The following is an 18,755-nucleotide window of genomic DNA, read 5'->3' on the forward strand; positions in this document are numbered from 1 at the left end:
GAGCATAGCCAGCGGGGCGGGCCTTGCCTATGCATTTGCGTCGGCCTGACTTGCAGGAAGGACTACAGCGAATGATTCGTGCGGCTACCGCGCAAGACACCATTTCACCCGGCACTTTAAGACAGGTCTGATCGACAGGCTTTGAGGCCAATCCCCAGGCTGCTCCCTTCATTTCTTGCGGAGGGAGTCGCTATGTTCAAGCCCGCCAACCAGCCTCATTTCACCCTCGCCATCGAGGGTGCCGAGCACGATGTGCAGGTGCTGGCCTTCGAAGGCCGCGAGGCCCTCAATCAGCCTTATCGCTTCGACATCGAGCTGGTCAGTGAGCGCCCCGATCTCGACCTGGAATGCCTGCTGCACCAGTCGGCCTTTCTCAGCTTCGCCCCGGATGGTAGCGGCATCCACGGTCAGCTCTTCCAGGTTGCCCAGGGCGATTCCGGTGCACGTCTGACCCACTATCAGGTGAGCCTGGTGCCGCGCCTGGCTTACCTGGCCCTTCGTCACAACCAACGCATCTTCCAGCACCTGTCGGTACCCCAGATCATCGGCAAGGTGCTCGAAGAGCACGGCATTCTCGCCGACGCCTATCGCTTCCAGCTTGGCCCCACGGTTTACCCGCCCCGCGACTACTGCACCCAGTACGACGAGAGCGACCTGCATTTCTTGAACCGGCTGTGCGAGGAAGAGGGCCTGCACTATCACTTCCAGCATCGCCCCGACGGCCATGTCCTGGTGGTTGGCGACGACGCCACCGCCTTCCCGCGCCTCGCGTGTCCCACCGCCTACGTACCCGACACCGGCCTGGTGGCCGACGAGCCGGTGATCAAACGCTTCGGGATGCGCGTGGAAACCCGCACCAGCCGGACCACCCGCCGCGACTACAACTTCGAGAAACCCCGGCTGCTGATGGAAAGTCAGTGGGGCAGCGATTCTTTGCCGGACCTGGAGGACTACGACTACCCCGGCCGCTTCACCGACCGCGAGCGCGGCCGCCAGCTCAGCCAGCGTGCCCTGGAGCGCCACCGCGCCGACTACCGCCTTGCCGAGGGGCGTAGCGACCAGCCCGTCTTGCGCACGGGCCACTTTCTCGAACTCTCCGAACATCCTCACCACGACTGGAACGGACTCTGGCTGCTCACCGAACTTCATCACGAGGGCAGGCAACCCCAGGTGCTGGAAGAGTCCATCACCTCAGCCCCCGATGGACACGGACAACCCCCTCTCCCTCTGGGAGAGGGCTGGGGTGAGGGTGCTTCAATCAGCGGCGAAGCCTTTCACCAGGGCTACCGCAACCACTTCCTCGCCACCCCGTGGGACGTGCCGTACCGCCCTCCGCTGAACCACCCCAAGCCCCGTGTTCTGGGTAGCCAGACCGCTGTGGTAACAGGCCCCAAGGGCGAGGAAATCCACTGCGACGCCTACGGGCGGATCAAGGTCCAGTTCCACTGGGATCGCGAGGGGCAGTCCGACGAGCACACCAGCTGCTGGCTGCGCGTCGCCAGCAGCTGGGCTGGTAACGCCTACGGCGCCTTGGCTATCCCACGCGTCGGCATGGAAGTGCTGGTGACCTTTCTCGAAGGCGATCCCGACCAGCCGCTGGTGACCGGCTGCCTCTACCACGCCGAGAACCTGCCGTCCTACACCTTGCCGGAGCACAAGACACGCACCTGGCTGAAGACCGACAGCTCGCCCGGTGGCGGCGGCTATAACGAGCTGCGCATCGAGGACAAGAAAGGTGCCGAGCAGATCTTCCTCCACGCCGAGCGCGACTGGGACGAGAACATCGAACACGACCAGCGCATCCGCGTCGGCCACGAACGTCACGACACCGTGGAAGCGACTGCCTACAGCGAATTCCACGCCGAAGAACACCGCACCACCCACGGTGATCGCAAGACCGAAGTGCGTGCCGACGACCACCTGACGGTCACCAACAACCAGCATGTGAAGCTGGGCACCGGGCAGTTCATCGAGGCCGGTGACGAAATCCACTACTACGCCGGCGACAAGGTGGTGATAGGCGCCGGCAGTGAACTGACCGTCCAGGGAGGCGGCAGCTGGATCAAGCTTGACCCCGGCGGCGTCGCTATCAGCGGTGCCAGCGTCAAGCTCAATAGCGGCGGTTTACCCGGCAAGGGCACCGGGTTGAAGCTGCTCGGTCCCTGGTTGCCCGCCGCAGCCGCCACGGCATTGGCCGGCCACCTGCTGCTCCGCGCCCAGCCGTCGCCCCTGGCCCTGAAATTGGAACAGGTAGAACCACTGGAGGAAGAGGAAGAAGAGGAGGAACTGGAGGAGGTTGCCGAGGAGCCCGGTATTACCCTGCGCATCGGCATGTTCTTCGATGGCACCGGCAACAACCAAGCCAACGCCGCCGTCACTGCGCAATGCCGCCGCGATGACCGCGAGCTGTACGACGATGAAACGTTGCAGCAGATCATCGAGCATTGCGCTCGCTACGGCTTCAAGGACCTGAATGTTGATGGGGTGTTCAGCACCACGCCCGATAACAGCTACGGCAATGCGCCGAGTAATGTGGCGTTGCTGGCGGATCTATATGAGGACAACGCAACCGATGCGATGGCAGACGATGCATTGATCGGTTACGTGCCGATTTATATCGAGGGCATCGGTACCACCAGCGAGGGGAAGGATTCACTGCTCGGTCAAGGTACCGGTCAGGGGGAGACCGGGGTGGTGAGACGGGTGAAACAGAGTCCGGAAATCATTGAGAAGCGACTTAACGAATTTCTCTTGATGAACCCCGGAGCCAAAGTCAGCCAAGTTGAGTTCGATATCTTTGGTTTCAGTCGGGGGGCTGCTGCTGCCCGGCATTTTGCCAATGAAGTGCTCAAGCCAAAGGGCGGCGAATTGGAGCAGGTGCTAAGTGCGGGGCAGGCTGGCCTCTCTGAGCGATTCGACTGGTCCGCTGATGTACAGATCAACTTCATTGGCCTATTCGACACCGTAGCGGCCATCAACGACCCGTTGCGGTTCGACCTCACCCCCAATGACTATAACCCCGGCGTCAATCTCTACCTGCCACCCGGTTGCGCGCGCAAGGTACTGCAGTTGACCGCCCGCGATGAGCGGCGTTGGCAGTTTGCCCTCAACAGTGTTGCCCCGCATCACCAGGAAATCGAACTGCCGGGCGTTCACTCCGATATCGGGGGTGGCTACCTGCCGAAAGCTGAGGAAAAACTGCTGCTGAGCAAGCCCGAGTACACCGTCATTACCCAGCAACGCCCCCTGCGCCAGACCTCGGCCTGGCAACGGGCGGAACATCTGGTGGCGCAACTGGAAGAGAAGGGCCTGCCCGGCAAGGGAACACTGCAGCCTGTTGCCTGGAAGGTAGCACCAACGCCGCAGGATAACGTCGGCCAGCCGGCCGACCATATGCTGGTTGCCGTGGCCATCCAGCGCAGTGTCTACGGCGACCTGTCGAAGGTCACCCTGCGGGCGATGCATGAATTGGCGCTTCAGCATGATGTTCCGTTCAGGGAAATTCCGGACACAGCACAGTTGGCCATTCCTGAAGACCTTCAACCCATCGCCGACAAGATCCTCGCCTATGCCAGGGGCGCATCGAACAGCCTTACGCACTCAGACAACCAGTTGCTGCACAGCCGCTATATCCATTTGTCCGCCCACTGGACACCCAGCAAAGGACTGTTGATCAGCAAACCGGTGCCGAATCGGCGCCTGGCCTTCAATAACAAGCCACAGGAGGGCTACCCCGAATGAAACGCCTTTTAATCGCGTTGCTCAGCCTGGCCTTGGCCGGCTGTGCCAGCGGTTATGGCCGCCCCAAGCTGCCGTATGACGCCTGGTACATCGGCATTGCCGCGCCGCGCTACATGGAAGTCTGGGTGGAAAGCGTGGACGTGATCGACCAGCGCGGGCTGGCCTTCGAGCGGGTGCACGGTGGTGTGGTGGGGTACACGCGAAAACCCGAGGGTTGGCACAACGGGGGTGGAAAAATGAAACCCATTGGCAATGTCGACCTGCCAGAGATCATTTTCGTGCGATGGCAGTCGCTGGTGGAGCCGCAGACCTACAACGTGCGCATCGATATCCCGCAGTGGGTGCGGGATGAGATGGTCAAGCCGCAGCGGGCTTTTTGTCCATGGAGCCAAAAATGGAAGACAGATTACCGCCAGAACATTTCCATCGGCATGGCCCCTGGTGGTATCGCTAAGGCCTGGATAGGCGGGCCTTGTCTGGAGAACAAGGAAATTGGCCGCTTTGTGGGCAAGGTCGACAAGCGTGGCCCTGACCAAGGGCAATCCGGTGGGCGATATGCGTGGCCGTCACTGGAGCCTGAATCGAAAGCCTACATCGAGCAGCACGGCATCCCCTATGGCTCGTGGTAGCCCCGGCGCTCAACAAGCCACAGGAGGGCTACCCGGAATGAAACGCCTTTTAATCGGTCTGCTGGCCCTGGCTTTAGTCGGCTGTGCCAGCGGTTATGGCCGCCCCAAGCTGCCGTATGACGCCTGGTACATCGGCATTGCCGCGCCGCGCTACATGGAGGTGTGGGTGGAAAGTGTGGATGTAATCGACCAACGGGGACTGGCATTCGAGAACGTCCACGGCGGAGTGGTCGGTTACACGCGAAAACCCGAGGGGTGGCACAAAGGTGGTGGAAAGATGATGCCCATTGGCAATGTCGATCTGCCAGAGATCATCTTCGTGCGCTGGCAATCGTTGGTGGAGCCACAGACCTACAACGTGCGCATCGACATCCCGCAATGGGTACGGGATGAGATGGTCAAGCCGCAGCGGGCCTATTGCATTGGGCGTAAGTCCTGGGAAACACGCTTTGCTCATGACATTTCCATCGGTATGGCCCCCGGCGGCATCGCCAAGGTCTGGGTGGGAGGGCCTTGCCTTGAGCAAAAGGAAATTGGTCGCTTTGTGGGCAAGGTCGACAAGCGCGGGCCGTATCAGGGGCAGTCTGATGGCGAGTATTACCGACCTCCCACTGAGGTCGCGCGGCGTTACATCGAGCAACACGGCATTCCCTACGGATCCTGGTAACACCAAGGACCGCTTTCCGACCTGCCTTCCAGTGGACGCCAGTTCGGGGGCTCAGCCCTGAACTGGCGTTTTGTCCATCGTTACAGACAACGTCATGACTTCTGATTCAGCTGTGTCGGTGCGACTCCCTCAGCCCAGAAACCGCGCCACCGCCTGAAGCACAACGTCCGGCTGTTCCTTATGGGGAACATGGCCGCAGGCTTCGATCAGCAGCACCTGCGAAGGCCCGTCAGTGAGCCGCGCGATCTGCTGCGGGTGCAGTTCGGAGCCGAACTCGTCCTGATCGCCGTGGATGGCCAGCACGGGGCAGTCCAGCCGTTCGATTCCGGCTTCCAGGCTCCAGTCGGTGAAGTCGGGGGAGAGCCAGGTTTCGGTCCAGGCGTCGAGCACCCAGCGAGCCTTGTCGCCGTGGTACTTGGCGAGCCGGTCGAGCTGGCCGACTTGCTGGAATCCCAGCTTGGCTTCACGGATGCCTTGCCGCGTGCGGTCTTCGACGAAGGCCTGGGCCGATTCGGTGATCAGCGCCAGGCAGTGCTCGCGGTGGCGCGCTGCGCAATGGGTGGCCATGCCGCCGCCGACGCTGTGGCCGAAGGCGATGAATTCGGTAATGCCCAGACGGTCCTTCACGGTGGCGAAATCGTATTCGGCCTCATCACCGACGAAGCCGACCGACAGTTGGCCGGGGTGCGCATCCGAGCGACCGAAGCCGAGGCGGTCATAGGCGACCACCGTCTTGCCGGTGATCGCGGCCAGCTTGGCAGGAAACTCGCGCCACAGCTCCACGCATCCAAGGGAGTCGTGGAACAGGATGATGGGGGCTTCGTCGAACGACGGGCTGAGGTGGGCGGGGCTCCAGATGCGGACGAACAGCCGGCCATGGAGGCTGTCGATCCGCAGGTCCTGTGTGTGGTGGCTGGGGCTAGGCACGGCGTGCTCCAGGTTGGGAAATGCTGCCAAGGCTGCCAGAAAATGCCGCATTCGTAACGGTGCAGCGTGCGCTGGCGTCGGCGGAGGAGGCGTCTTAATCTGCCTGCTTTCCCTCCTCAAGGATGATTCGCCATGAATACCGCACTCCTGATCATCGATGTCCAGCGAGCGATCAGCGTTGGCGAGTACGCCGCGTTCGAAATCGACCGGGTGATCGCCACCATCAACGGCCTCAGCAGCAGGGCGCGAGCCGCTGGCATTGCCGTTGTGCTGGTCCAGCATGAAGAGCCCAACGGCGAGTTCGAGTACGACACCGAGAGCTGGCAGTTGGCGGATGATCTGGCCGTGGCCGAGAGCGACATCCGGGTGCGCAAGTCCACGCCGGATTCCTTCCACCGCACCAACCTGCAGGATGTGCTGCAGTCGCGCGATATCCAGCGCCTGATCGTCTGCGGCCTGCAGACTGACTACTGCGTCGATACCACGGTGCGCCGAGCCCTGGCGCTGGGTTACCACGTGGTGCTGCCGGAGGATGCGCACTCGACGCTGGACAACGCCGCTATCTCCGCGCCACAGATCATCGCCCACCACAATGCGGTGCTCGGCAGCATATCCAGCTTCGGCGTGCGGGCGCAGGTGATTCCGGCTGCGTCAGTCAGCATCGAGGGCTGAAGTCGTCCGGGATATGACTGGCGTTATCTGAGGAGTGGTTACTGCCCTCCGGCGGAGGGCAGTTGTCGTGATGGCGGGGTAGGGGTCAGCGCTTGTTCTTGATCTGCTCGTAGCTGAGGCGCATGTCTTTCGCCCAGCCGTCGATCACCGGCTTGATGTTCTGGACCGTCAGCGCGGTTTCCTTGTTCTCCAGACTGGTGCCGGTGCCCTTGCGCACGACCTCTGCAACGACCTTGGACGTACTGCCGTCGAGCACCATGGCTTCGGTGGCGATCTCCACTTCCTGGTCGCGCGTACCAATTGCGGTGGTGGTGGCGGCGACCACCAGGGCGATGGGAATTACTTCGTAGGGCTTGAGGCCTTCGGTCGAAGCGGACACGGCGGTAATCGCCGGACGCAGGACCAGGCTGTCTGCCGTCGGGGAGTCGGTGATCTTGACTACCGAGCCCATCTCGCGGCGAAGCGCGGTGTCGTAGTAACGCGTGATCTCATCGAGGGTCGCCTGGGAGATCTGCTGGCTCGGCTGAGGTTTTGGGTGGAACTGGCTGGGCTCGATATACAGGCTGCTGTAGCGCGACAGGTCCAGGGATGGATCGACCCAGCGCGCCACCTTGGCACCGCTGGCGGTCTCCTGTTCCTGGAGGACGCTGTAGTTCGGAAGGAATCCCGAATAGTGGCTGGGTTCGACCATGGTGCTGGAGCAGCCGCCAAGGGTCAGGATTGCGCTGAACGATACGACGAGAGGGTTGAGTCGCATGATTTCGCCTTACCAGTAATGGCTTGTATGGGGGAACTTCCGGGGTAGTACCAAATGCTGTCTGTCTCGCCCTTTTCCGGCCGGAGGGCGGCGACAGCAGAAGCGTAGTTGGTCGCATGGCGGATGCCAGTGCGTTGCGCAAAGGAAAGGGCGCCTGCCGCTCAACTCAGGTGCGCGAAGAGTCGTAGACGGCGAGTGGTATGCAAGTAATTGGAAGCACTCGCATTCTTCAAGACTGCTCTCGGGGTGGAATGGGGCCAGCCGCAGGCCCGCAGCCTGACCCGCCTTCAGGTCATGGCCACTCTGGAGTTCTGAGGTCCGTGATAGCTAGAGCCACCTACGCACGCGGCCCCGGTAGGCGCTGAAGGACTCCCCGAACAGGGTCGCCAGCGCCTGCTCTTCGGGGCCGATCTGGAAGCGGTTCATGTAGAGCACGAACCCGGCCACGCCCAGCAGCGCGACGGGGGACGCGAGGTAGATCGACCAGGCGACCAGGGCGATGGCGAAGCCGAGGTACATCGGGTTGCGGGTGTGGCGGTAGATGCCGGAGCTGACCAGGGAGGACGCGGTTTCCGGCTGTAGCGGGTTGACCGTGGTTCCGGCGTGGCGAAACGACAGGACGCCGCTCAGGCAGACCGCAACGCCGGCTGCGAGCACCAGCAGCGCAAGGGCGATGCGCCAGCCGGCGGCCGCGTCGATGCCGGGCACCCAGCGGGCGAGCAGCCACATCAGGACGCCGAACAGTACGGCAACCAGGGGTGGCGGTATGCGGTGTTCCATCCAGTTCATGATTCGATTCCTTTTCTGTCTGTGCTCGCTTGGGCCGGGTGGCGCCAACCCGGGACTTTAGCAGCGGTCGGCCGCCGCGACATTGCGCGTCAATCCGCGAAGAGTTCGAACATCAACTGCCTGAGCCAGCGCGTGGCGGGGTCCCGATGGTACTTGGCGTGCCAGAACAGGTTGATGTCGATCTCCGGCAACTGGACCGGGTGGGGCAGGGCAACCAGGCCGAAGGGTTCGACGCAGGACGCGGCGAAGCGCTCCGGCACGGTGGCCAGCAGTTCGGTGCGCTGGAGAATGTGGCCCACCGCGACGAAGTGCGGCACGTCCAGGCGGATATCGCGCTCGATGCCCAGGCGCGCCATGTGCGCGTCGACCTCGCCGTGGCCGGTGGTCGCGGCAACCACCCGCACGTGGCCGTAGGCGCAGAAGCGCTCCAGGGTCAGCGGCTCGGCGGTGGCCGGGTGGCCCTTGCGGCACATGCAGACGTAGCGATGGTTGAACAGGTGGCGTTTGTAGAAGCCTGCCTGCAGGTTCGGGAGCAAGCCCACGGCGAGATCGACGGTGCCGTTCTGCAGGGCCTCGGTCAGCGTCACCGCGTTGTTGCGCACGGTGCTGATGCGGCACCTGGGCGCCAGGTGGGTGAGGGCGTCCATCAGGCGCGGGGTGAAGTAGATCTCGCCGATGTCGGTCATGGCGATGGTGAAGGTGCGCTCGCTGGTGAGCGGGTCGAAGCTGTCCTGCCGGCTCAGGGCGTCGCGCAGGGTGTGAATCGCCAGCGAGACGGGTTCAGCCAGTTGCTCGGCGTAGGGCGTGGGCTCCATCCCTTGGTAAGTGCGCACGAAAAGGTCGTCCTGCAGGGTGGTGCGCAGGCGCTTGAGGGCGTTGCTGACGGCGGGCTGGGTCAGTCCCAGGTTGTCGGCGGCCGTGGAGACGCGCCGGTCGACGAGCAATTGGTTGAACACCACCAGCAGATTCAGGTCCAGGTCGCGCAAGTCCATGGGCGTCTCTCATGGGAGTGGGGTGAGAGGAATATTCATGCTTGAAATAGTCTGTATGCGAGTTGGTGCATTTATCAATATTTCTGGCTTGGCCATGATGGTTCCACTCCAACAACAACACCATCATGGGTACGAACATGAGCAAGAAGCCTGCCTTGCGCATCGGCATCATCGGCGGCGGAATTTCCGGCGTCGCCCTGGCACTGGACCTGTGCCGCCACTCCCATCTCGATGTCCAGCTCTTCGAATCTGCAGCGGCCTTCGGTGAAGTGGGGGCAGGCGTTTCCTTCGGCGCCAATGCGGTCCGCGCCATCGCCGGCCTCGGCCTGGCGGAGCCTTACGGGCTCGCCGCCGACCGCACGCCGGAGCCCTGGCAGGACGTCTGGTTCGAATGGCGCCGCAGCGACGATGCCGGCTACATCGGCGCCAGCGTGGCCCCTGGCGTGGGGCAGTCTTCGGTGCACCGCGCGGACTTCCTCGACGTGCTGGCCAGCCGTCTGCCCGAAGGCGTGGCCCGCTTCAACAAGCGCGCCGTGGGCGTGGAGCAGCAGGGTGATGAGGTTCGCGTGCGGTTCACCGACGGCAGCGACTACGTGGGTGACCTGCTGATCGCCGCTGATGGCATCAAGTCCGCCATTCGCGGCCATGTGCTGGAAGGAATCGGCGCCGCGCCGGCCGCACCCCGCTTCAGCGGTACCTGCGCCTACCGTGGCCTGATCGACAGCCAGCACCTGCGGGAGGCCTATCGCGCTGCCGGCGTCGACGAGCATCTGGTGGACGTGCCACAGATGTATCTGGGCCTCGACGCCCATATCCTCACCTTCCCGGTGAAGCAGGGTCGCATCATCAACGTGGTGGCCTTCGTCTCAGACCGCAGCCAGCCCGATCCCCAATGGCCCCAGGACGCACCCTGGGTGCGCGAGGCGAGCCAGGAGGAGATGCTTCGCGCCTTCACGGGTTGGGGCGACGCCGCGCGCATCCTCCTGGAGTGCATCCCGAAGCCGACCTACTGGGCGCTGCACGACCTGGCCGAACTGCCCGGCTACGTCCATGGCCGCGTGGCCCTGATCGGCGATGCCGCTCACGCCATGCTGCCGCACCAGGGCGCCGGGGCGGGGCAGGGGCTGGAGGACGCGTACTTCCTGGCCCGCCTGCTGGGCGACCCGCAAGTGGGTCAGGACAACCTCGGTGAGCTGCTGGCGGCCTACGATGCACTGCGCCGCCCCAGGGCCTGTCGCGTGCAGCGCACCTCCCGAGAGGCGGGCGAACTCTACGAACTGCGCGACCCTGCCGTGGGTGATGACGAACAGGCCTTGGGCGCGACCCTGGCCAGCCGTTTCGACTGGCTGTGGAACCATGACCTGGAGGCCGACGTGGGCGAGGCCCGCGCGCGCCTGGGCTGGCAGGCCCTCATCCACTGCGCCTGATTCCGCGCCCTTTCACCGGGGTGGACCCAGACGGCCGCCCCGGCTCTATAACAATGACAAGAAGAGCCATGCCATGCGTACCATCGATGTTTCCGCCCTGCTCGACGGGGCCCGTTTCAATGCCTTCCACGCGCGCGTGCTGTTCTGGTGCGCGCTGATCATCATTTTCGACGGCTATGACCTGGTCATCTACGGCGTGGTGCTGCCCGAGCTGATGCAGACCTGGAACCTCACCGCATTGCAGGCCGGCCTGCTCGGCAGCTGCGCGCTGGTGGGGATGATGCTCGGCGCGCTGTTCTTCGGCCCGCTGTCGGACCGCATCGGACGGCGCAAGACCATCATGACCTGCGTGATGTTGTTCAGCGGCTTCACCGTGATCAATGGGTTTGCGCGCACGCCCGAGGAGTTCGCAGTCTGCCGCTTCATCGCCGGGCTTGGCATCGGTGGCGTCATGCCCAACGTCGTGGCGCTGATGAACGAATACGCGCCGAAGAAGATCCGCAGCACCCTGGTGGCGGTCATGTTCAGTGGCTATTCCGTGGGCGGCATGCTGTCCGCCGGGCTGGGCATGGCACTGATGCCCGCCTGGGGCTGGCAGTCGGTGTTCTTCGTGGCCGTGGTGCCGCTGTTGGTACTGCCGCTGCTGGTGCGCCAGTTGCCCGAGTCGATCAACTTCCTGGTGCGTCAGGGTGAGGTCGAGCGCGCGCGGGAACTGCTGGCGAAAGCCATCCCCGACTATCGACCAGATGCGGGCGATCGGTTGCAGCTGGCGGGCGGACAGGCGGGCAAGGTCGCCATTTCCCAGCTCTTCCACTACGGCCGTGCACTGAACACCCTGATGCTCTGGGTGGCGTTCTTCTGTTGCCTGCTGATGGTCTACGCCCTGAGCTCCTGGTTGCCAAAACTGATGAATGCCGCGGGATATGGGCTCAATTCCAGCCTGGCGTTCCTGCTGGTGCTGAACTTCGGCGCCATCTTCGGGGCCATTGGCGGTGGCTGGCTCGGGGACCGCATCGGCCTCGGCCGCGTGCTGTTCGCCTTCTTCACCCTGGGCGCGTTGTCCCTCAGCCTGCTGGCGCTGAAGTCCCCGCTGCCGGTGCTGTACCTGCTGATCGGCATTGCCGGCGCCTGCACCATCGGTACGCAGATTCTGGCCAACGCCTGCACCGTGCAGTTCTACCCGGCGCATATCCGTTCCACCGGCCTGGGCTGGGCCATGGGCATTGGCCGCATCGGCGCCATCATCGGCCCGCTGCTGGGCGGCGCGCTGCATGCCGCGCAGGTGCCGATCCAGGCGAGCTTCCTTGCCTTTGCACTGCCGGGCCTGGTCGGCGCCGCTGCCATCCTGGTGTTCCTCTGGCAGCGGCCGGTGATAGCCGTACAGGCCGACGTGGCGCTGGAGAAACCGCTCAGTTGACCGGTATCACCGGCGGCTTGCCGATGTCCTTCAGGAGGAAGACCAGGAACTTGGCGGGCTTCTCCTTGCTCGCGTTACGGCCAACCGTGTGCAGGTCCTCGGGCCCTTCATGGAAGCTCTGACCTGGCGTCAGCTTGACTTCCTTGCCGCCCGCCACGCCCATGACCACGGAGCCTTCGAGCACGTAGATGAAACCATGGGCGTCGTGGCGGTGGACCGGATCGGCGCCGCCGGGCGGATATTCCACCGTGAGCATCAGCACTTCCTTGCCGGGGTAGTCGGGAAGCTCCTTTAGCATCACCTGTTCGACGATTGGAGGTGGAGCAGGGGCGACCTTGTCCTCGGCCAGTACGGCTGCGCTGCAGCACAGCAAGAGCAGGGCGGAGAGAGGCTGGATCTGCATGGGGGATTCCTCATCCGGAGTTCCTGGACACGCCGGGTACGCCACGGGACGGCGGTGGGCGGAGAGGTGGCTACCCGCCGCCGGCAATGGCGTTGGCCCGCCCGCTAGCGAGGTGCCGAGGCGTTCTTGAGCCAGTCAGTGAAGTGGACGCTGCCGACGAGAGGGTTATCGCCAGGCGTCAGCGAGCGGTCGTCGATCGGCGCGCCGAAGTAGGTGGCCTTGTCGTCGGCGATGGCCTCCCGTGGGTCCTCGTTGTGCTGGAGGTAGGCCTTGATGAAGGCGACCATCGGCAAGCGGTCTGGCCCGGCGACCTCTGTCATCCGATTGCTGGGCGCCTGCTCGGCGACATTGGCCAGCGCCGCGACGACGTCGACCGAGGCGATCGGCTGGAATTCGGCTGCTGGCAGGCGGATGACATTGCCCTCGGTGCCGGAGTGGGCGATGGCGCCGATGAACTCGAAGAACTGGGTGGCGCGGAGGATGGAGTAGGGCACGTCCGCTTCCTCGATCAGCTTCTCCTGGGCCATCTTGGCGCGGAAGTAACCGCTGGCGAGCATGCGCTCCGTGCCCACAACGGAAAGGGCGACATGGTGTTTCACGCCGGCGGCCTTTTCCGCGGCGGAAAGATTGCGGCCGGATTTTTCAAAGAACTCCAGTACGGCGGCGTCTTCGAACGACGGCGAGTTGGCGACGTCGACCACCACCTCGGCCCCCTGCAGCGCTACCTGCAAGCCTTCGCCGGTCATGGCGTTGACGCCGGTTCTGGGGGAGGCCGGCAGAACATCATGCCCCCGCTGGCGAAGCAGGCTGCAGAGTTGGGTTCCGATAAGGCCTGTTCCTCCGATAACGACGATTTTCATGCGGATGCCTCCAGGTGTTCGGGCACCGGTAGGTGCACTTGTCGGCACGGGGCGAGCGCGCTTCGCGGTGGGGCTACACTCGCGATTGGTTGGCTGGCGGGAACCTTCAGGGTCGTAGGGTGGCGCTTCGGGCACCGCCCAATCGACAGTTATTCGCATTGATGACCACGTTAGGACCGCAGCCGGTATCCGCCTAGGACATTGATCGTGGGATTTCAGCCATGAACCGTCGCGTCGGCATTCTGGTCTATCCGGGCTTCGTACTGCTGGATCTGAGCGGGCCGCTCGAAGCCTTTTCCAACGCCAACCAGCTCGCATCTGCCGACTACGCGCTGACGGTCGTCTCCATGAACGGCGGGATGGTGCGCAGCGCCTGCGGGCTTCCCGTGTTCACCGAACCCTTGTGGCCGATTGCCTTCGACACCTTCATGGTGGTGGGTGCCCCTGAACCGCCGGAGGGCGACTGGGTGGCCGACGTGGCGGCGGCCATTGGCCAGGTCGCCAGGCGTTCGCGCCGGACCGCCAGCGTCTGCACGGGTGCCTTCCTGCTGGCCGCCAGCGGCCTGCTCGACGGCCGGGTCGCCACCACCCACTGGTACTACGCGGCGCAGCTGCAGGCGCGCTACCCCGCACTGCGGGTCGATGGCGACCGGATGTGGAGCGAAGACGGTGACATATGGACGTCAGCCGGCATGTCCGCCGGCATCGACATGACCCTGGCGATGATCGAGCAGGATCTGGGCAAGGAAACCGCTTTGGCGGTCGCGCGGATGCTGGTCGTTTACTTCCGGCGACCGGGTGGCCAGTACCAGTTCTCCTCGCTGCTGGATTTCGATCCAGGCTCCGATCGCATTCGCGCGACGCTCAGCTTCGCGCGCGAACACCTGGGCGACAAGCTGTCGGTCGAGCGCCTCGCCGGGGTGGCGAACCTCAGCGTCAGGCAGTTCGGGCGGGCCTTCGCATCGTCCACCGGCACCACACCGGCCCGGGCGGTGGAGCGCCTGCGGGTGGAAGCGGCCCGACCGCAGGTGGAGGATGGCCGGCAGACCTTCGAGGAAATCGCCCGCCTGAACGGCTTCATCGACGCTGGTCGCATGTGCCAGAGCTTCCTGCGGGTCGTCGGACGCACGCCGCAGGAGCTGCGACGCTGCGCGCGCCGGGTCGACACCTTGCGCCAGGCCTTGTAAGCCGTGCCGCATTGCTGGAAGGTGGCGCCCTTCGCCCCCAACCTTCCACCCCTGTTCGGACGCCGTGGGGCACAGTCGGCCCGGACACCAAAGAGAAAATCTGCATGAACATCAGTGTTCGCAATGAACGCGTCGAAGACATCGAGACCATTTCCCGACTCACCGAAGCTGCCTTCCGGCACGAAGCGCACTCGAGCCACACCGAGCAGTTCATCGTCAACGCGCTGCGGCGTGCCGGGCGCCTGACGATTTCCCTGGTGGCGGAAGAGGGTGATGCCATTGTCGGCCACGTTGCGATATCGCCGGTGACTCTGTCGTCCGGTGCGACGGGCTGGTACGGCCTCGGGCCGATCTCCGTATGGCCGGAACGCCATGGCCAGGGCATCGGTTCGACCTTGATGCGGGCGGCGCTTGCGGAACTACATCGCCTGGGCGGCACCGGCTGCGTGTTGCTGGGGGATCCCGGCTACTACGGGCGCTTCGGTTTCGAGGTGAGGCCTGGCCTGGTGCTGCCTGGCGTGCCACCCGAATACTTCCAGGCGCTCTCGTTCGATGGCGAATTCCCGACGGGCAGCGTGAGCTACCACGAGGCCTTCGACGCGACGGAATAGCGCTGCCGCGAGCGGAAGGCGGCCGGCCCGCGCTAGTTCTCGGCCATCACCCGTTCATGCACGTACTGCCGGAACTGCTCGGGTGCCAGCGGGCGGGAGAACAGGTAGCCCTGGAATGCCTGACAGCCGTGGCTGACGAGGAAACTGCGCTGGGCTTCGGTTTCCACGCCTTCGGCCATGACCGATAGGCCAAGGATATGGCTCAGGCTCACGATCGCGCAGGCGATGGCGGCGTCGTTGGGGTCGATCAACACGTCGCGGATGAAGGACTGGTCGATCTTGAGCTGGTCCAGCGGCAGGCTCTTCAGATAGGAGAGCGACGAGTAGCCGGTGCCGAAGTCGTCCAGCGACAGGCCGATGCCGATTTCCTTCAGCTCGACCATCTTGGCGACCGTGCCTTCCATGTCCTCCACCAGCATGCCTTCAGTCAGTTCCAGCTTGAGTTTCTTCGGGTCGGCGCCGGTGTACCGCAGCACGGTCAGCACCTCTTCCACGAAGTCGGGGTGGTGGAACTGGCGCGCGCTGACATTCACCGCCATGACCAGCCGGGCGGTATCCGGGTGCCTGGCCCAGGCCACCAGTTGGGCGCAGGCGGCCTGGAGGGCCCAGCGGCCCAGCGGCAGGATCAGGCCGGTTTCCTCGGCCAGGGGAATGAATTCGGCCGGGAACACAATGCCCCGTTCAGGGTGCTGCCAGCGCATGAGCGCCTCCGCGCCGATGATGCGCCCGGAGCTGTTCACCTGCGGCTGGAAATGCAGCAGCAGGTCTTTGTCCTGCAGGCCCTGGCGCAGGTCGGCTTCGAGCCGCGCCCTCGCGGTGGCGACCGCCTGCATTTCCGGATCGAAGAAGCGCATGGTGTTGCGGCCCGCCGCCTTGGCGCGATACATCGCCAGGTCGGCGCGCTTCATGATGTCGTCCACCGTGTTCAGCTGTCCCTGGAACAGGGCGATGCCGAGGCTGGGCGTGCTGTGGTGCTCGTAGCCGTCCAGGTGGTAGGAGATGTTCAGCGAGCTCAGGATCTTCTCGCAGATGGCCTTGGCCTGGATGGCGGCGTCCGGCGGGTTCTCGCTGAGCCCCTCCAGCAGCACCACGAATTCGTCACCGCCCAGGCGCGCCACGGTGTCGCTTTCGCGAATGCAGGTGGAGAGGCGCTGGGCCACTTGTTGCAGCAGCAGGTCGCCACGGTCATGGCCCAGCGTGTCGTTTAGCGCCTTGAAGTTGTCCAGGTCGATCAGGATCACCGCACTGGTGTGCGGGTTGCGCATGCCGCCGGCGAGCACGTGCTGCAGGCGGTCCAGCATGAGGCGGCGATTGGCCAGACCCGTCAGCTGGTCGTAGAAGGCCAGGCGATTGACCTCCCGTTCGGCCGCCTTGCGATGGCTGATGTCGGTATTGATCGACAGCACCGACTGCGGCTCGGCGTTTTCGTCGCGCACCAGGGTGCGGTGGCTTTCGAAGGTGATGGTGGTGCCATCCCGGCGCCGCAAGGTCACTTCGCCCGACCAGTCTCCCGTCTCGATCAGACTCTGGGTGGCCGCATCGATGGCGGCGTGATCCTGGTAGATCAGTTCTGCGGCCGACTGGCCTAGGGCTTCCTCTCGGGTCATCCCGTAGAGGCGCTCGGCGCTCTTGTTCCAATAGAGGATACGGTGCTCCATGTCGTGGACGACGATGGCGTCCTGGGCCTTGTCCAGCAGCGATGCCTGCTGGCGGAACTGCCGCTCGCTGGCGCGAAGGACGGCGAGGTAGCCATCGCGTTCGGCGGCGTGGCCCTCCATTTCCCGCTTGATTCGCCGGCCATAGAACACCGCTGCGCTGACCATCATCAGCACGAACACCATGATCGCGTACTCGATCCGGCGGAGCTCTTCCACCGACTCCAGTTCTTCTTCAAGCAGCCGGCTCTGGATCTGTCCGACACGCTCGCGCACCGTGGCGAGGGAGGCGAGCAGCATGGCGTACTTCCTGTCCATGGTCGCCATGCGCTTGCCGGCGTCGTCCGATTTGCCTTGCCGGAAGAACGAGAATATCAGCGAGGCTTCCTTCACCATCTCCACCATCGCGGCGTCCACTTCGGCGACTTCGTCCTTCAGCGCGATGGTGTAGGCCTGGATGTCGACGCTGTGATCGGCCTGGTTGGCGATCCGGGCCTCCAGCTGCTGCTTGGCCATCGCCAGGTGATGGTTGAAGGTGTCCAGCGCAGCGGTCATGTTCCGCGATTCGGACTCGACGTCATGGGTATCGAACACGTTGTTGCCGGGGGCGTTGACGTCCGATGCCAGGCTGCCCAGGGTCGAGTACGACGACAGTTGCAGGACCCAGGACTGGTTGGCCTTGATGGAGCGGTGGTAGGTGTCGACGATCAGGTGGTTCAGCAGCACGCTCAGCACGACGACCAGTACATCGAAGCCGGCGAGGAAGAAGTACATGCGATGCCAGCGGGTCGTACGTGGGGTGTTCGATTGGGCGGAGATTGCTTGATTTGCGGCGCTTTCACCTTCGAAAGAGTCCATTTCACGATCTCCAGCCATCGTCCTTATGTTCGGGCTTGATAAGCGACGCTACAAACGCCAGATGTCCCGTTCTCTCAACGTCTGTGCCGGAACTCCCTCGGGTCAGGTGCCGGAGATCGTTTTCCGTTCGGTATGGCGACACTCAAAGCATAGCCATGGATTGGCCATTATTGAGTGGGCGCGACTGCTGGTGCGCGGGCGGCGACGGGCTGTCGTCGGGGCGGAGATCAGTTGCCGGATCCCCTCACGGCGTAGCCTCGCGCAAACCACCTGTTGCCTCGACTGCGTGTGCGGGGGTTGGCGGCAACTGATGCAGAGCAGGGGCGGGGCGCTCAAGCTCGGGCTCTTCCGGCTTCGTATGGACGAGCGGCTGAAACGAAAAAACTGCCCGGCCGTTAGATTGAATATTCACTAGGGTTATTTGCTAATTCCTGATTCGAATATCCATTGCGCCAATAAGGACGTTGTCGATGCCTTCCTGTTCGCGATAGCGCGAAGCCCGCAGCTATCACGAACGGAGGCGCTGTCATGGATGAGGAAATCGCAGGCAGAACGTAACTGGCCGACGCTGTCTCGCCATCTTGTTCGCCGGATTCGCGCTCCTAGAATCGGCCCCCATCCGGTTACTCATTCCATCCTTTGAGGGAGCTCCACCATGATGAATGCCATGCAGATGCAGATGCCGATGTCCGCCAATACCATGATGCCGATGATGGGCATGCCCATGATGATGGCCACCATGCAGTGCGACATGCAGGACGACGGCATGATGTGCAAGATGATGCCGGCCATGGGCATGGACATGGCGATGTTCCGCAACAGTGCGGACATGATGGCGATGATGATGAACTGCGGCATGCCGATGATGATGCACTGCGGCAACATGTCGATGATGTGCATGTCCCAGGCCGGCATGGCGATGATGCCGATGATGAACATGATGCCGATGATGGGTATGGGCATGCCCATGCCGTCCATGAAGTGCATGATGGAGTGCTCCATGCAGGGCGACGCCATGATGTGCAAGATGATGCCGATGCAGGGCATGAACATGGAGATGTTCAAGAACTGCTGCGCCCTGATGATGAAAATGATGGAGTGCGGCATGCCGATGATGATGAGCTGCAACGGCATGCCGATGATGTGCTGCACCTGCTGATCGG

Annotated in this window: 16 protein-coding genes and 1 pseudogene; 10 read left to right on the forward strand and 7 right to left on the reverse strand. The window is 63.7% G+C overall.

What is annotated here, in order from left to right:
• Nucleotides 1–192: 192 nt before the first annotated feature.
• From E8E91_RS29070 to E8E91_RS21880, 4 genes and pseudogenes are all read left to right on the forward strand, one after another.
• A pseudogene (locus tag E8E91_RS29070) lies at nucleotides 193–2,211 on the forward strand (type VI secretion system tip protein VgrG); the annotation flags it as partial.
• A gap of 543 nt (nucleotides 2,212–2,754) precedes the next feature.
• Nucleotides 2,755–3,741: a DUF2235 domain-containing protein gene (locus tag E8E91_RS29075; protein WP_348532225.1), complete on the forward strand. Its 987-nt coding sequence runs from the start codon at nucleotides 2,755–2,757 to the stop codon at nucleotides 3,739–3,741.
• On the forward strand, nucleotides 3,738–4,370 hold the full coding sequence (locus E8E91_RS21875) for a DUF2931 family protein (RefSeq protein WP_280378757.1): 633 nt from the start codon (nucleotides 3,738–3,740) through the stop codon (nucleotides 4,368–4,370). The genes E8E91_RS29075 and E8E91_RS21875 overlap by 4 nt, the downstream gene beginning before the upstream one ends.
• A 37-nt stretch (nucleotides 4,371–4,407) precedes the next feature.
• On the forward strand, nucleotides 4,408–5,037 hold the full coding sequence (locus E8E91_RS21880; protein ID WP_280378759.1) for a DUF2931 family protein: 630 nt from the start codon (nucleotides 4,408–4,410) through the stop codon (nucleotides 5,035–5,037).
• A gap of 129 nt (nucleotides 5,038–5,166) precedes the next feature.
• On the opposite strand, the gene E8E91_RS21885 is transcribed toward E8E91_RS21880, so the two are convergent.
• Nucleotides 5,167–5,964 carry an alpha/beta hydrolase gene (locus E8E91_RS21885; RefSeq protein ID WP_280378761.1) on the reverse strand — a complete coding sequence of 266 codons (798 nt, stop codon included), beginning with the start codon at nucleotides 5,962–5,964 and terminating at the stop codon, nucleotides 5,167–5,169.
• Between the two features lie 132 nt (nucleotides 5,965–6,096).
• Here E8E91_RS21885 and E8E91_RS21890 point away from each other — a divergent pair, with 132 nt between their 5' ends.
• The gene (locus E8E91_RS21890) at nucleotides 6,097–6,636 is read left to right on the forward strand and encodes a cysteine hydrolase family protein (protein ID WP_280378763.1); all 540 of its coding nucleotides are present in this window, start codon (nucleotides 6,097–6,099) and stop codon (nucleotides 6,634–6,636) included.
• Nucleotides 6,637–6,721: 85 nt separating this feature from the next.
• On the opposite strand, the gene E8E91_RS21895 is transcribed toward E8E91_RS21890, so the two are convergent.
• The 3 genes from E8E91_RS21895 to E8E91_RS21905 all read right to left on the reverse strand — a co-directional run bounded on the left by E8E91_RS21895 (nucleotide 6,722) and on the right by E8E91_RS21905 (nucleotide 9,174).
• Nucleotides 6,722–7,393 carry a DUF3313 domain-containing protein gene (locus E8E91_RS21895; protein ID WP_280378766.1) on the reverse strand — a complete coding sequence of 224 codons (672 nt, stop codon included), beginning with the start codon at nucleotides 7,391–7,393 and terminating at the stop codon, nucleotides 6,722–6,724.
• Nucleotides 7,394–7,720: 327 nt separating this feature from the next.
• On the reverse strand, nucleotides 7,721–8,182 hold the full coding sequence (locus E8E91_RS21900; RefSeq protein WP_280378768.1) for an isoprenylcysteine carboxylmethyltransferase family protein: 462 nt from the start codon (nucleotides 8,180–8,182) through the stop codon (nucleotides 7,721–7,723).
• An 89-nt stretch (nucleotides 8,183–8,271) separates the two neighbouring features.
• On the reverse strand, nucleotides 8,272–9,174 hold the full coding sequence (locus tag E8E91_RS21905) for a LysR family transcriptional regulator (protein ID WP_280378770.1): 903 nt from the start codon (nucleotides 9,172–9,174) through the stop codon (nucleotides 8,272–8,274).
• 137 nt (nucleotides 9,175–9,311) lie between these two features.
• Here E8E91_RS21905 and salA point away from each other — a divergent pair, with 137 nt between their 5' ends.
• Nucleotides 9,312–10,601 carry a salicylate 1-monooxygenase gene (salA, locus tag E8E91_RS21910; protein WP_280378772.1) on the forward strand — a complete coding sequence of 430 codons (1,290 nt, stop codon included), beginning with the start codon at nucleotides 9,312–9,314 and terminating at the stop codon, nucleotides 10,599–10,601.
• A gap of 73 nt (nucleotides 10,602–10,674) precedes the next feature.
• Nucleotides 10,675–12,018, forward strand: a complete 1,344-nt coding sequence (locus tag E8E91_RS21915) for an aromatic acid/H+ symport family MFS transporter (RefSeq protein WP_280378774.1) — start codon at nucleotides 10,675–10,677, stop codon at nucleotides 12,016–12,018.
• On the opposite strand, the gene E8E91_RS21920 is transcribed toward E8E91_RS21915, so the two are convergent.
• Together E8E91_RS21920 and E8E91_RS21925 are read right to left on the reverse strand one after the other, a co-directional pair.
• Nucleotides 12,011–12,421, reverse strand: coding sequence for a cupin domain-containing protein (locus tag E8E91_RS21920; protein ID WP_280378776.1), 411 nt, complete (start codon nucleotides 12,419–12,421; stop codon nucleotides 12,011–12,013). The two genes, E8E91_RS21915 and E8E91_RS21920, sit on opposite strands and share 8 nt — an antisense overlap.
• Nucleotides 12,422–12,525: 104 nt before the next feature.
• A complete protein-coding gene (locus E8E91_RS21925) occupies nucleotides 12,526–13,281 on the reverse strand; it encodes an SDR family oxidoreductase (RefSeq protein WP_280378778.1) in 756 nt (251 codons plus the stop codon).
• Nucleotides 13,282–13,502: 221 nt separating this feature from the next.
• Here E8E91_RS21925 and E8E91_RS21930 point away from each other — a divergent pair, with 221 nt between their 5' ends.
• Together E8E91_RS21930 and E8E91_RS21935 are read left to right on the forward strand one after the other, a co-directional pair.
• Nucleotides 13,503–14,468 carry a GlxA family transcriptional regulator gene (locus E8E91_RS21930; RefSeq protein WP_280378780.1) on the forward strand — a complete coding sequence of 322 codons (966 nt, stop codon included), beginning with the start codon at nucleotides 13,503–13,505 and terminating at the stop codon, nucleotides 14,466–14,468.
• Nucleotides 14,469–14,572: 104 nt separating this feature from the next.
• The gene (locus E8E91_RS21935; RefSeq protein WP_280378781.1) at nucleotides 14,573–15,079 is read left to right on the forward strand and encodes an N-acetyltransferase; all 507 of its coding nucleotides are present in this window, start codon (nucleotides 14,573–14,575) and stop codon (nucleotides 15,077–15,079) included.
• A 32-nt stretch (nucleotides 15,080–15,111) separates the two neighbouring features.
• Here the strand turns inward: E8E91_RS21935 and E8E91_RS21940 are convergent, their stop codons facing one another.
• Nucleotides 15,112–17,592, reverse strand: a complete 2,481-nt coding sequence (locus tag E8E91_RS21940) for an EAL domain-containing protein (protein WP_280378782.1) — start codon at nucleotides 17,590–17,592, stop codon at nucleotides 15,112–15,114.
• A gap of 655 nt (nucleotides 17,593–18,247) precedes the next feature.
• On the opposite strand from E8E91_RS21940, the gene E8E91_RS21945 reads away from it, so the two are divergent.
• A complete protein-coding gene (locus E8E91_RS21945) occupies nucleotides 18,248–18,751 on the forward strand; it encodes a hypothetical protein (protein ID WP_280378784.1) in 504 nt (167 codons plus the stop codon).
• Nucleotides 18,752–18,755 lie beyond the last annotated feature (4 nt).

It is taken from the genome of Pseudomonas sp. BN515, assembly GCF_029873155.1.
In the GTDB taxonomy this organism is placed as follows: Bacteria; Pseudomonadota; Gammaproteobacteria; order Pseudomonadales; family Pseudomonadaceae; genus Metapseudomonas.